This window comes from Acinetobacter johnsonii CIP 64.6 (assembly GCF_000368045.1).
Lineage (GTDB): Bacteria > Pseudomonadota > Gammaproteobacteria > Pseudomonadales > Moraxellaceae > Acinetobacter > Acinetobacter johnsonii.
Window position 1 is genome coordinate 217,554 of sequence record NZ_KB849235.1, and the last position, 12,779, is coordinate 230,332.

Sequence of the window (12,779 nt, forward strand, 5' to 3'; positions counted from 1 at the left end):
AATATAGCTTTGGGAGCGCATTTTTTATGGCTGATTGAAAACCCTTTCAATAAATTTTGCTTTTTTAAATCGATATTCATCCATCATTAAATGTTGGCTGTCTTGTTTTAATTGGTTATACGCCATCACTATTTTTTGATTTTCCAACAAGCGATCACGAAAGATCAGAAAACTTTACCACCGAGCGTTTTTCACGACCCATTAAATAGCAACATCATTCTGCTGTAGCACCTCTAACATACACAGCTTATGTGCTCTTATTGTCGCTGATAATATGCAAACTTTTGAAAGTAGGAAGCCTAATACTCATTAGACTCATACAAGTTCAGCGTGACTTAGACTTTGCTCAACAAACCACTACAGTTAAAAACGTTATATTCTTTAATCACAAAGCTTGAGTGCAGTGCCACCACATGTTCGATTTTACCAATGCGTTTGAGTAAAATATCACTATAGTTTTCCATATCTCTTGCAACAACTTCAACAATAAAGTCTGCCGACTGCCCTGTCACTAAAAAGGCATTGGTCACTTCAGGAATATTTTCTAGCTCTTCTAAAAACTTGGAAAAAGTGTCGGTATCATGTTTACTCAAAGATACTTGTAGCAAAACATGTAGACTAAAACCGAGCTTTTGATAGTTAATATCACGCTTAACTTTGGTCATAATGTCGTTATCAATGAGGTGCTTAATACGACGATGTACTGAACTGACCGATAGATTAATACGCTCTGATAATTCGTTTAGATTGATATCTTCATTACTTAAAATTTCTAAAATTTGCTTATCAAAACGATCTAATTCCATTATTTAACTCTCATGACAACTTATGTTTATAGGTGTTTATTTCATATTAAGCATTTCAAATGAAAGATAAAGCTTATTTGCAGTTTTTTTTCATATATTTTCAGATTGATAAGAATATATCAGCCTTTTTGGACCAAGAGTGCCATGATCTTTTACAAAGTTATAAATAGACTGAGAAACTTTCTATTCAGCTTCTATAAATCATGATATTGAAAATACAAGAAAGGCAAAGGCTGTCTGTATCACACATCACCTTTGCCTTGTTGGGCTTAAGCTTATTTTAAACGCCGCGCCAGTCGACTCGAGCATTGCGCTCGGTTTGATAGACTCTTAAAACATACTGCCCCAAGGGTAAATTGGTTAAATAGGTTTTATAAGCACTAAATTCTTCAGATAGACCTTCCTCATGGTCTTTTTCCCAAGGTGTCCCCTTAATTTCCAGCACAGGCGCTAACATCGAACATACAGCAATATCCGCCAAACCTAAACGATCCCCGACAAAGTAACGTCCATGATTAGCAATTAACTTCTCATTCAATACTTCAATTAACCGCTGCATTTCGGCTTTGGAATGCTCTATTTTTTCTGCATTCAACTCATAGCCTTTCGACATCAACGTTTTCATTAAAGGTTTGGTGTATTTTTCAAATTTACGTAAATACCCCTTTTCACCCAACATAATCTGTAGCGATTGATCGTTATCGGACAATGCATGGGCCAACCCCCAACGACGCACATGCAATCCCAAATCATTGGCTAACGCATTAACATCTAAAGCCTCTTTACGAAGCTGTGCTTCATTACGTAACAGTCGATGTTCTGGATAACGCTCATCAAGATATAGCGCAATCTCGGTAGTATCAGCGACCCATTTATCCTGATCACGCAAAATAGGCAGTTTATTTTGACCGGTCTTTAACTGTGCAAAAGCCCGATGAACCCCAGGCACCACATTTTGTGCGACAAAATCTAGCTCTTTATGATCGAGCAACCAGCGAGCTTTCTCACAAAAATGAGATAAAGGAAACTGGTATAAAGTTCTCATAAATGCTCCACATTTATTTTTCTATTTTGGCTTTTCAGAAAAGCCATCTATTTCAGTTGGATACTTTAGTCACTGTATTTAGGATTTACAATGTACTTTTTACTCAAAACTGCCTAGCAAATGTTCAACAGCTTTTATCAAATTTATACGTTTTTTTCTCTACAATATCTCAAATGTTGATAAGTAAGACTTTAATCATACTATTTACCCCACCGTTAAATTAGTTATTCCTTATTTTTCAAGTTCTTAACATATCATCTAAATGATTAAACTTAGCATATTTTATTTTTAACTTTTTAGCTGCTAAGTAATTCAAAATCCTTCATTTAATCATTCAAGCAATCCCAAGTAGCGTATAGGCATTAAGTAAAGGTGCTTTTATGTCTCAAACACTCACTAAAAATATTCACGTGATACAAAATGATCAGGATGCGATTAATGCAGCCTATCATGTCGCTGACTTTGCCTTAGAAGGTCGGGATCAACGTGATCAGAACCGTCAGCTTCCTTTTGCTGAAGTCGAGTTATTTAGCCAAAAAGGATTAGGCGGTATTCGTATTCCTCAAGCTTTTGGAGGCGCATTTGTTTCCAACAAAACCTTAGCTCAGGTTTTTCGCATTATTAATAAAGCCGACTCAAGTGTCGGTCAAATTCCACAAAACCAAATTGCGCTGCTCAACATGATTGATATCTTGGGCAGCGAACAACAAAAACAGTTTATTTTTAATGAAATATTAAACGGCAAACGCCTTGCCAATGGCGGCCCCGAACGAAATACCAAAGACACTAAAACCCTGAGTACGACATTAAGTATTGAAAATGGTCGTTACTATGTCGATGGTGAAAAGTTCTACTCTACAGGCAGTAGCTTTGCTCATTGGTTAGCCATTAAAGCCCTTCACCCTGAAGGGTATGTGGTACTGACTATTGTTGATGCCACAGCACAAGGTGTGGAAGTTATCGATAACTGGAACGGTTTTGGTCAGCGTACAACTTCAAGCGGCACAGTAAAATTACAACGGGTTGAAGTCGATCCACTACTTATCTTTGATGAGCGGAAACTGGCTGAAGACGTCAATTATCGCGGTGCTTTCTCGCAGTTAATGCAAGTTGCAATTGATGTCGGTATTGCAGAAGCCGCATTTGAAGACACTTTGTCAGCAGTTAAAAAAGCCCGACCAATTGTCGATGCACAAGTTGAGAAAGCCAGTTTTGAACATTACACCTTACAAGAAGTCGGCAAATCCGCTGTCCTGTTGGATGCCGCTATTTTACTGCTCGATGAAGCTGCTGAATATTTAGATGAGCTCGACCAACTGAGCGTTGTCAGTGCCGAACAAGCAGCTCAAGCCTCTATTTTAGTCGCCGAAGCTAAGGTCTATGCCAATGATGCTGCACTACAAATTTCTGAAAAACTTCTAGAGCTTGGCGGCAGTCGTTCGAGCCTAAGCCAGCATAACTTAGATCAACATTGGCGCAATGCACGTGTGCATACCTTACACGACCCGATCCGCTGGAAGCTGCATGCACTGGGTAACTACTATTTAAACAACACTTTTCCTGCTCGCCACGCTTGGATTTAAGGAGAACGTCATGACTTCATTTCAACCTATTCTTCCATTTCAATCCAAAAATGCAGCATATGCATATATTATTCAAAGTGATGCTGAAGCTTTAGAAATAGCCAAAAATTTAGCTGCGCAGTTTAAACAACAGGCTATCCAACGTGATGCTGAACGAGTTTTGCCTTTTGCGGAAATCGAAGCCTATAGTCAATCTGGGCTTTGGGCCATTACTGTACCGAAGGAATTTGGGGGGGCAGATGTTTCAAGCTATACGGTCGCGCAAATTATCGCACTGATGAGTGGTGTGGATGGTTCGATTGGACAAATTCCCCAGAACCATTTCTATGCCTTAGAGGTTTTACGTAACAACGGTACTGAACAACAAAAGCGTAAACTCTATGCAGAAGTGCTCAAAGGGGCACGCTTTGGTAATGCCTTGGCAGAGTTTAAAACTAAAAACGCAACACAAAAACAAACTGCACTCAACCAAACTGAACAAGGCTATGTGGTCAATGGTGAAAAGTTTTATTGCACAGGCAGTCTGTTTGCAGACCGCATCCCCACTTTAGTCAAAGATGCCGATGACAAAGAGTTTCTGGTCTTTATCCCACGGAGTAGCCAAGGACTAGAACTGATTGATGATTGGTCGGGTTTTGGTCAACGTACCACAGGCAGCGGTACAGTCAAATTCAATCATGTCGCTGTAGATGCTGAAGATATTGTTCCTTTCGATACCGCTTTTTCTAGACCGACTCTGGTTGGGCCTTTTGCTCAAATTATGCATGCTGCCATTGAAACAGGCATCGCGCGTGCTGCTTTTGAGGAAACACTGGTTCGTGTGCGTCAGGCTCGTCCGTGGATTGACTCTGCTGTTGAACAGGCAACCGATGATCCTCTAACACAGTTTGAACTGGGACGAGTAATTGCCGATGTTCGTGCCAGTGAAGTCTTACTCAAACAAGCGGCTCGCTCAATCGATGCAGCACGTCCTTATCCAACCATAGAAAACATTGCTAAAGCATCACTGGATGTAGCGAAAGTTCGTGCACACAGTACAGAAACCGCATTAAAAGCCGCTTCGAAATTGATTGAACTGGCAGGCAGTCGTGGTAGTCAGCGTGAAGATGGCCTAGACCGCTTTTGGCGTAATGCACGTGTTCACACGCTACATGATGCGTCACGTTGGAAATATTACTTCATTGCCAATTATCTTCTTAATGGTGTACTTCCGCCACGCAGAGGGACATTGTAATGACACTATCATCTCAAAATAACAAGTCGAAGCAAATCATCCTGAATGCCTTTGATATGAATAGCGTAGGTCATATCAATCACGGTTTGTGGACACACCCACGCGATGAGTCACATCGTTTTAATGAACTCAGCTATTGGACCGATTTGGCGCAAACTTTAGAGCAAGGTTTATTTGATGGGTTGTTTATCGCCGACATTACGGGTGTCTACGATGTTTATCAAAACGGTCTGGATTTAACCCTAAAAGAGTCAATTCAGCTTCCAAGCCATGACCCAAGTACACTCGTTTCTGCTATGGCTGCCGTTACACAGCACTTAGGTTTTGGCGTCACTGTAAATTTAAGCTATGAGTCGCCTTATCAGTTTGCACGGCGCTTTGCGAGCCTTGACCATTTAACCCACGGTCGTATTGGTTGGAACATTGTCACGGGGTACTTAGACAGCGCAGAACGGCTAATTGGTCAAAAAGGTTTAAAAGATCACGACTTACGTTATGAACAAGCTGAAGAGTTTCTCGAACTTTGCTATAAATTTTGGGAAGGTTCTTGGGAAGACGATGCCGTACAAAAAGATAAATTAAACCGTGTCTTTACCGACCCTTCAAAAGTTCATGCCATACAGCATCAAGGTAAATTTTTCCAAAGTCAGGGCGTTTTTCAAGTTTCTCCATCTATACAGCGGACGCCTGTACTTTATCAAGCGGGCGCTTCGAGTAAAGGCTTAGCCTTTGCAACCCAACATGCTGAAGCCATGTTTATTGGTGCTGACACGCCTGAAAAAATTAAACAGCAAGTCGATAAGATTCGTGCACTTGCCTTAAGCCATGGACGTGATGAGCAAGCCATTAAACTCTTCGTTGGCATTAGTGTAGTGACGGCAGAAACAGACGAACTCGCACAAGAAAAACTGGCCGAATATATTCGCTATGCCAGTCCAGAAGCAGGTTTGGCGCATTTTTCCAGTTCAGTTGGAATAGATTTAGCACAGTTTGCAGATGATGAAGCGATTCCTTATAAACAAACCAATAGCATTGCCTCGGTCAATAACAAATTTAAAGAGCAAAAAGTTACGCGAGCGGATTTGAAAGCCCAACATGTACTCGGTGGACGCTATCCACTGATCGTCGGGAGTGGAAAAACTGTAGCAGAAAAGCTCATTCAGCTCATAGATGAAACTGGCGTAGATGGCTTTAATCTCACACGAACCGTTGCCCCAGAGTCACATCAAGACTTTATTCGTTGGGTCATCCCAGAATTACAAGAGCGTGGCCGTTATAAAACCGCCTATGAAACAGGTAGTTTACGCCATAAATTATTCGCTCAAGGTGACCGACTGACCGCAAACCACCCTGTACAGCAGTATCGATGTCAAAGCTCGAACCCTGATTCTAAAACACAGCAAAAACAAACCGCATAAATTTTAAAATACGAGAAGTATCATGGCTCAAACTGCAAAAACAAAATTTACCGTTATTGGGGTAATTGTCGCTGCCATCGTCATTGCACTGATGGCTTGGTCTTATCATAAAAAATCGAGCAACACTGAATTGGTGATTGGGATCAGTCCACCCTTTGCCAATCCGTTAAAGGTGGCTGTGGAAGAAGCAAAACAGCAAGGCATCAACGTCAAACTGGTCGAGTTTTCGGATTGGAATACCCCCAATATCACGCTCAACCATGGTGATATTGATGCCAACTATTTTCAGCATCAGCCCTTCTTAGATAACGCCATCAAAGAAACCCAATTTAAACTGAAAGCACTGGATAAAGGCGTCACCACACACGTCGGTTTATATTCAAAAAAATATGACTCGATTGCTGCGATTCCTGAAAATGCACGTACAGTTATTCCAAATGATCCAGTGAATCAAGGTCGTGCGCTTTTACTGTTACAACAGGCTAAATTGATTAGCTTAAAAGACCCAAACAATCATCTATCTAACCTGCAAGATATTGTCAGCAATCCTAAAAAGCTCCAGTTTATTGAAGTTGAAGGTCCACAAACTGCGCGTGCCGTTGATGATGCTGATTTGGTATTTAGCTATCCACATTATTTACGTCTTGCAAAAACCATCGACCCAAATGATGCGCTGATCTTAGATGACAACACTAATACTCTGTATTCGATTTTATTTGTGGTGCGTGACGACTACCAACAGCAACATCCAGAGAAAGCCGCGCAACTTGAAAAATTCATCAAGATTTATCAAACGTCTGACAAAGTTAAACAGACTTTGAATAGTGAAATTGGTGAAAAACTTTGGTTCCCTGGTTGGAAGTGAGTATAAGCCATGACGCAATCTTTCACTCAAAATCGAAAAAAATGGCTGATTGGCTTAAGCATCATCGTGGCAATTTTTGCTCTCGCGGGTTACCGCTATAGCAAAAGCCATACACAAGATGATGTCTTAACAATTGGTATTAGCCCACCTTATGCCGAACTGCTGCAAAGCGTGGCAGACGATGTAAAAAAGCAAGGCATTCAAGTCAAACTGGTTGAATTCTCTGACTGGCATGCGCCAAATGTTGCCGTACAAAATGGCGATATTGATGCCAATTTTTTTCAGCAAAGTGTCTTTCTACGCAATGCGATTCGCGAAACAAATTATGATCTGCATGCATTCGCCACAGGAACAGGAAGTCATGTCGGACTGTATTCAAAAAAATATAAGTCCTTAGATGCACTACCCACTCAAGCACGTGTGGTCATCCCCAATGACCCTGTAAACTCGGCACGTGCTCTAATTTTACTGCATCGTGCAGGTTTGATTCAGCTCAAAGACATTAACAATGAACTGTCTACCGTAAAAGATATTGTGAGCAATCCTAAACAGCTTCAGTTTATTGAAGTAGAAGGCCCACAAACTGCCCATGCGTTTAATGATGCCGATTTAATTTTTGGCTTCCCGCATTATTTAAAAATGGCCAAGGTCACAGATCCGCATCATGCCCTTTTTCTTGACCCGATAGACAAGAAATACGCCATTTTATTTGTGACACGTAAAGACTATCCAGACCAAAACCAAAAACTTGCGACTTTTGTGCAAGCATTCCAAAACTCAAAACACGTTCAAGAAATTCTAGATCGAGATTTTGGCCAAGGTCTGTGGTTTGAAGGCTGGAAATAAGGAGAAAAAAAATGGTCAGCTTTGGTTCTCATGTGGATTTTTCAATTCCACATATCAAAATTCGTAACTTAAACAAACACTATGCAGTACAAGGTCATAGTGTGCATGCACTCAAAAATATTGACCTCGATATCCCGACAGGGAAAGTGTTTGGCATTATTGGCAAAAGTGGTGCAGGTAAATCCTCCCTGCTCCGCACCTTAAATGGTTTAGAACGTATCAGTGAAGGTCATATTCATATTCATCAGCAAGACTTGGCGGCATTGAGTCATGCTGAGCTGATTCAGCTCCGCCAACGCATTGGTATGATTTTCCAGCATTTCAATTTAATGTCTGCCAAAACAGTCTACGAAAATGTCGCACTGCCTCTCAAAGTGGCCAATTATCCCAAACAAGACATCGAACAACGTGTCAACGAAGTTTTACAATTGGTCGGGTTAAGCGATAAGGCTCAACATTACCCATCACAACTGTCTGGTGGTCAAAAGCAACGCGTGGGCATTGCTCGTGCATTGGTCCACCATCCTGAAATTTTACTCTGTGATGAAGCGACATCTGCACTCGATCCGGAAAGCACCTCTGTAGTGTTGTCGCTACTCAAAGAGATTAATCAAAAGCTGGGTATCACCATTGTCTTGATTACCCATGAAATGCAAGTGATTCGGGAAATCTGCGATCAGGTGGTGGTCATCGATGCTGGTAAAATTGTGGAATCAGGTGAAGTTTGGTCGGTGTTTTCTCAACCCCAGCAAGGCATTACCCAAGAACTACTGAATCTAGAACAACTCGATTTGCCTTTTCGCTTAAATGCTGAACCTACGCAGCTCGATACACATGCCATTTTCAAAATTAGCTCGACGTCAGATGCGCATCATCCCCCTGACTTAAAACAGATTTTGGAGCACTTTCCACAAACTGTGCATTTATATCAAAGTCAGGTCGACACCATCCAAAACCATTTAATTGGAACATTGGTTATTGCTGTTCCCGCACAGGACTTAGAAATTCAATCGCTACTACAAAAACTAAAAGCGCATGTGACACATGTAGAGGTCCTTGGCTATGCACGACCAACTCATTGATTTATTACTGACAGGCACCATCGATACCTTAATCATGGTCGGCGCATCCGCATTTTTTGCCTTGCTCATTGGTCTTCCAATGGCAGTGGTTCTAGTCAGCACCTCTGAGCATGGCATTTATCCTTCCAAAAGTATTAACCATAGTTTAGGCTGGTTGGTAAATATCACTCGTTCCGTTCCCTTCCTGATTTTGATGGTGGCCCTCATTCCACTCACCCGTTGGATTGTAGGCACCAGTTATGGTGTTTGGGCAGCAGTTGTCCCTTTAACCTTGGCTGCAACACCTTTTTTTGCACGAATTGCAGAAGTCAGTTTACGCGAAGTGGATCAAGGGTTGATTGAGGCTGCGCAAGCCATCGGCTGTAACCGTACTCAAATCATTTGGCATGTGTTGTTACCTGAGGCGCTACCAGGAATTGTCGCGGGTTTTACCGTGACCATTGTGACCATGATTAACTCCTCTGCCATTGCAGGTGCCATTGGTGCAGGTGGTTTAGGCGATATTGCCTATCGTTATGGTTATCAGCGTTTTGATATGCAAATCATGTTGGCCGTGATCGTCGTGCTCGTAATTTTGGTGATGTGTGTGCAAGCGATTGGAGACAATCTGGCAAATCAACTCGATAAAAGGAAGGTTTAATCCCATTTCCCATATAAAGCAGAGACTATACTGTCCACTTAAGTTTTTTAGCCCTCCTTTTTCTGAGGAGGGTGTTTCAATATGAAGTTCACTACCCATTTATAATCGCTTCTGATTTATGACAGCAGTCTAATCAACATTGTTTTTCTTTGAAATTCACATAGAAAATATAGCTCTCAATATACAGATAGAAATGAATAAGCTATAACGTATCTTCAAAGCTAAATAAGAATAACTACCTCAATATGCATCATTCCCCTAAAATTAAAGTACTCGCTTTCGACATCTTTGGAACTGTTGTGGACTGGCATTCTTCAATCGTTCAAGAAGTGAAAAGTCTAGCCTTGAACATTGATGCCAACCAATTTGCATTAGACTGGCGAGCAGGCTATCGACCTGCAATGGATCAGGTTTTGTCAGGTCAGCAGCCGTGGACCTCCATTGATGATATTCACCGTCTCATTTTGGATGAGCTTTTAGCGAAATATCAAATCTCCACACTGACCGAAGCTCAAAAAATGGATTTAAACTTTATTTGGCATCGTCTCAACCCTTGGCCAGATACAGTCGCAGCACTCAATCAATTAAAACAAGATTATATTATTTGCACCCTTTCAAATGGCAACATTCGCTTATTGGTCGATCTGGCAAAGTACGCAAAATTGCCTTGGGACACTATTTTCTCTGCTGAAAATTTCAAAGCCTACAAACTTTCTCCCAAAACCTATTTAGGTGTCTCAGACTTTCTCAATGTCGCACCGAGTCAAGTGATGATGGTGGCCACCCATCAAGATGACCTTGCCGCAGCGCGTGGCTGTGGACTACGGACAGCTTATATTGAACGCCCCTTTGAATATGGTGCAGCTCAATTGAAAGACTCTAGTCCTTGCATAGACAATAATCTACATGCAACTGACCTCTTAAATCTGGTTTCTTTATTAAAAGAAAAGGCTTAAAAGGCTCATACATAAGGCTTAAATGAGGAAGTTCTGCCCACAACATGATTTACAACTTTGATTCTTCTCCCCTGAGACCTGACTTTGTCATGGCTTTCATGTAAAATCACTGGCAATTTTTATATAACACGTTGTGAGTTATTTCATGGGTTTTAATTGCGGTATTGTCGGCTTGCCGAACGTTGGTAAATCTACACTTTTCAATGCATTGACTAAAGCTGCTATTGCTGCTGAAAACTTCCCATTCTGTACCATTGAACCAAACACAGGCATCGTTCCTGTGCCAGATCCACGTTTAGACAAATTAACAGCGATTGTAAAACCTCAACGTGTGATTCCAACGACGATGGAATTTGTGGACATTGCAGGTTTAGTTGCGGGTGCATCTAAAGGTGAAGGCTTGGGGAACCAATTCCTCGCAAACATTCGTGAAACGGATGCGATTGCTCACGTTGTACGTTGTTTTGAAGATGAAAACGTCATTCACGTTAACGGTAAAATTGACCCGCTTGATGATATCGCAACCATCAACACGGAACTTGCACTGGCTGACTTAGAAACTGTGACAAAAGCAGTGACTCGTTTAGCAAAATCTGCAAAAGGTGGCGACAAAGAAGCACTTGCAACCAAAGCGGTTTTAGACAAAATTTTACCTTTACTTGACGAAGGTAAACCTGCTCGCGCAGCTGACCTAGATGACGACGAACGTAAACTGGTTCGTGGTTTTGGTTTAATGACTTTAAAACCAACCATGTATATTGCAAACGTTGCAGAAGATGGTTTTGAAAACAACCCGCATTTAGATGCTGTGAAAAAACTGGCTGCTGAAGAAAATGCAATCGTAGTCCCGCTTTGCAACCAAATCGAAGCTGAAATTTCACTGCTTGAAGATGAAGACCGGGCTGAGTTCCTTGAAGCTTTAGGCATGGAAGAACCAGGTCTAAACGTGGTAATTCGCGCAGGCTACGGTCTTTTAGGTTTACAGACTTACTTCACGGCGGGTGTACAAGAAGTTCGTGCTTGGACCGTTAAAGTAGGTGCAACTGCACCACAAGCGGCGGGTGTGATCCACACTGACTTCGAAAAAGGCTTTATCCGTGCTGAATGTGTTGCTTATAACGACTTCGTTCAATACAACGGTGAAGCAGGTGCGAAAGAAGCAGGTAAATGGCGTTTAGAAGGTAAAACGTACATCGTTCAAGACGGTGATGTTCTACACTTCCGCTTTAACGTATAAGCCGTTTCGAATATAAAAAACCCGATACCAATCGGGTTTTTTATAAGCTTAAACCAAGCTTAAAAACAGCATTAAATAACATATGAACACCTGATCCGTTTGGATCTCACACAATATTCTAACTTCTATTCTTTTACATTATCGCTAATTTAATCACAGGCACTAATGCCTTCATTGAACAAACGAAAATGAAAAAGATCAGCACATTTATTGCAGCAGGTTTATTCACAATGCTTAGCGCTACAGCATTTGCATGCCCACAAGGAACAACACTGTCGGGTGGTACAGGTGCAAATCATAAAGGTGGTAAGTGCGTCGCAACCATGAACGTGGCGAAACATGATCAGGCAATGAAACAAGACAAAACAGTCAAACACGATCCAGCCATGAAGCAAGATAAAATGGCCAAGCATGATTCAATGAAAGCCAATGATATGACTAATAAGTCCCATAAAGATGCTCATGCTCCAAGCCCGAATACACACAAAGTCGCGAAGACATCTTAAAACAGTATAAAAAAATTCAGTTAATGTGATGTCACAGAGACATGTTTATTATCCATTGCAGCACGCTGTTTGCGGGCTTCATCTAACATGCGTTGTTCGATGTCTTTTCTAAAACCAAGCATAAACACCATTTCCGCCAAAACAAATAATGGACCGATGGCTAGGCCAATCACATCATCCATAAAGGCCGGTTTTTTCTTCTCATAGAAATGCCCGACAAACTGGAACGCCCAGCCGACGACAAAAATACCAATACTGAGACCTAACCAAAGTCCCAAATCAAACTGTGCAATTTTATAAGCCAATGGATAAGCCATGGCATAGATCACTAACATGATCACACCAAAAATTCGATCTAAGCTCAGGTAGTAAACAATACTCGCTAAGATCAAAACCATCGCCAAGGTAATTTCAAAACTGCCCACAGTCATGCCAGCTCTCGCGGTTAAGCACATAATTGAAAACACAATCAGCGGAATACCAACAAAGTGGGTCACGATATTTTTATGATCAAGATGATAAGCTGCATACTGACTTAATAATTTTTCTAATTTACTCATA

Annotated in this window: 13 protein-coding genes; 10 read left to right on the top strand and 3 right to left on the bottom strand. The window is 41.3% G+C overall.

Annotation, left to right across the window (positions count from 1 at the left end; translation table 11 throughout):
- Positions 1-335: 335 nt before the first annotated feature.
- The gene (locus F986_RS06820) at positions 336-806 is read right to left on the bottom strand and encodes an Lrp/AsnC family transcriptional regulator (RefSeq protein WP_004693423.1); all 471 of its coding nucleotides are present in this window, start codon (positions 804-806) and stop codon (positions 336-338) included.
- A 280-nt stretch (positions 807-1,086) separates the two neighbouring features.
- The gene (locus F986_RS06825) at positions 1,087-1,851 is read right to left on the bottom strand and encodes a glutathione S-transferase family protein (RefSeq protein ID WP_004693425.1); all 765 of its coding nucleotides are present in this window, start codon (positions 1,849-1,851) and stop codon (positions 1,087-1,089) included.
- 380 nt (positions 1,852-2,231) lie between these two features.
- Here F986_RS06825 and F986_RS06830 point away from each other — a divergent pair, with 380 nt between their 5' ends.
- The 10 genes from F986_RS06830 to F986_RS06875 all read left to right on the top strand — a co-directional run bounded on the left by F986_RS06830 (position 2,232) and on the right by F986_RS06875 (position 12,218).
- Positions 2,232-3,434 (top strand): SfnB family sulfur acquisition oxidoreductase, encoded by a 1,203-nt coding sequence (locus tag F986_RS06830; protein ID WP_004693426.1) that lies wholly within the window; start codon positions 2,232-2,234, stop codon positions 3,432-3,434.
- Positions 3,435-3,444: 10 nt separating this feature from the next.
- Positions 3,445-4,668: an SfnB family sulfur acquisition oxidoreductase gene (locus tag F986_RS06835; protein ID WP_004693427.1), complete on the top strand. Its 1,224-nt coding sequence runs from the start codon at positions 3,445-3,447 to the stop codon at positions 4,666-4,668.
- Positions 4,668-6,086: an LLM class flavin-dependent oxidoreductase gene (locus F986_RS06840; RefSeq protein ID WP_004693430.1), complete on the top strand. Its 1,419-nt coding sequence runs from the start codon at positions 4,668-4,670 to the stop codon at positions 6,084-6,086. Before F986_RS06835 ends, F986_RS06840 begins: the two co-directional genes overlap by 1 nt.
- Before the next feature lie 22 nt (positions 6,087-6,108).
- Complete coding sequence (locus F986_RS06845) at positions 6,109-6,951, top strand: MetQ/NlpA family ABC transporter substrate-binding protein (protein ID WP_004693431.1); 843 nt, start codon at positions 6,109-6,111, stop codon at positions 6,949-6,951.
- Between the two features lie 9 nt (positions 6,952-6,960).
- Positions 6,961-7,797 (top strand): MetQ/NlpA family ABC transporter substrate-binding protein, encoded by an 837-nt coding sequence (locus F986_RS06850; protein ID WP_004693433.1) that lies wholly within the window; start codon positions 6,961-6,963, stop codon positions 7,795-7,797.
- An 11-nt stretch (positions 7,798-7,808) separates the two neighbouring features.
- Complete coding sequence (locus F986_RS06855) at positions 7,809-8,879, top strand: methionine ABC transporter ATP-binding protein (RefSeq protein ID WP_004693436.1); 1,071 nt, start codon at positions 7,809-7,811, stop codon at positions 8,877-8,879.
- Entirely contained in the window at positions 8,860-9,519 is a 660-nt protein-coding gene (locus F986_RS06860) for a methionine ABC transporter permease (protein WP_004693438.1), read from the top strand. Before F986_RS06855 ends, F986_RS06860 begins: the two co-directional genes overlap by 20 nt.
- Before the next feature lie 245 nt (positions 9,520-9,764).
- Positions 9,765-10,475 carry a haloacid dehalogenase type II gene (locus tag F986_RS06865; protein WP_004693440.1) on the top strand — a complete coding sequence of 237 codons (711 nt, stop codon included), beginning with the start codon at positions 9,765-9,767 and terminating at the stop codon, positions 10,473-10,475.
- Positions 10,476-10,620: 145 nt separating this feature from the next.
- A complete protein-coding gene (gene ychF, locus F986_RS06870) occupies positions 10,621-11,712 on the top strand; it encodes a redox-regulated ATPase YchF (RefSeq protein WP_004693442.1) in 1,092 nt (363 codons plus the stop codon).
- Positions 11,713-11,900: 188 nt separating this feature from the next.
- Positions 11,901-12,218 carry a hypothetical protein gene (locus tag F986_RS06875; protein WP_005399604.1) on the top strand — a complete coding sequence of 106 codons (318 nt, stop codon included), beginning with the start codon at positions 11,901-11,903 and terminating at the stop codon, positions 12,216-12,218.
- A gap of 20 nt (positions 12,219-12,238) precedes the next feature.
- Here F986_RS06875 and F986_RS06880 read toward each other — a convergent pair whose 3' ends face one another.
- Positions 12,239-12,778 (bottom strand): Mpo1 family 2-hydroxy fatty acid dioxygenase, encoded by a 540-nt coding sequence (locus F986_RS06880; RefSeq protein ID WP_004693445.1) that lies wholly within the window; start codon positions 12,776-12,778, stop codon positions 12,239-12,241.
- Between the last annotated feature and the right edge of the window lies 1 nt (position 12,779).

Bases quoted from the DNA above. Each gene is read 5' to 3' on its own strand.
- F986_RS06820 (WP_004693423.1), bottom strand. From the start codon at position 806: ATGGAATTAGATCGTTTTGATAAGCAAATTTTAGAAATTTTAAGTAAT.
- F986_RS06825 (WP_004693425.1), bottom strand. From the start codon at position 1,851: ATGAGAACTTTATACCAGTTTCCTTTATCTCATTTTTGTGAGAAAGCT.
- F986_RS06830 (WP_004693426.1), top strand. From the start codon at position 2,232: ATGTCTCAAACACTCACTAAAAATATTCACGTGATACAAAATGATCAG.
- F986_RS06835 (WP_004693427.1), top strand. From the start codon at position 3,445: ATGACTTCATTTCAACCTATTCTTCCATTTCAATCCAAAAATGCAGCA.
- F986_RS06840 (WP_004693430.1), top strand. From the start codon at position 4,668: ATGACACTATCATCTCAAAATAACAAGTCGAAGCAAATCATCCTGAAT.
- F986_RS06845 (WP_004693431.1), top strand. From the start codon at position 6,109: ATGGCTCAAACTGCAAAAACAAAATTTACCGTTATTGGGGTAATTGTC.
- F986_RS06850 (WP_004693433.1), top strand. From the start codon at position 6,961: ATGACGCAATCTTTCACTCAAAATCGAAAAAAATGGCTGATTGGCTTA.
- F986_RS06855 (WP_004693436.1), top strand. From the start codon at position 7,809: ATGGTCAGCTTTGGTTCTCATGTGGATTTTTCAATTCCACATATCAAA.
- F986_RS06860 (WP_004693438.1), top strand. From the start codon at position 8,860: ATGCACGACCAACTCATTGATTTATTACTGACAGGCACCATCGATACC.
- F986_RS06865 (WP_004693440.1), top strand. From the start codon at position 9,765: ATGCATCATTCCCCTAAAATTAAAGTACTCGCTTTCGACATCTTTGGA.
- ychF (WP_004693442.1), top strand. From the start codon at position 10,621: ATGGGTTTTAATTGCGGTATTGTCGGCTTGCCGAACGTTGGTAAATCT.
- F986_RS06875 (WP_005399604.1), top strand. From the start codon at position 11,901: ATGAAAAAGATCAGCACATTTATTGCAGCAGGTTTATTCACAATGCTT.
- F986_RS06880 (WP_004693445.1), bottom strand. From the start codon at position 12,778: ATGAGTAAATTAGAAAAATTATTAAGTCAGTATGCAGCTTATCATCTT.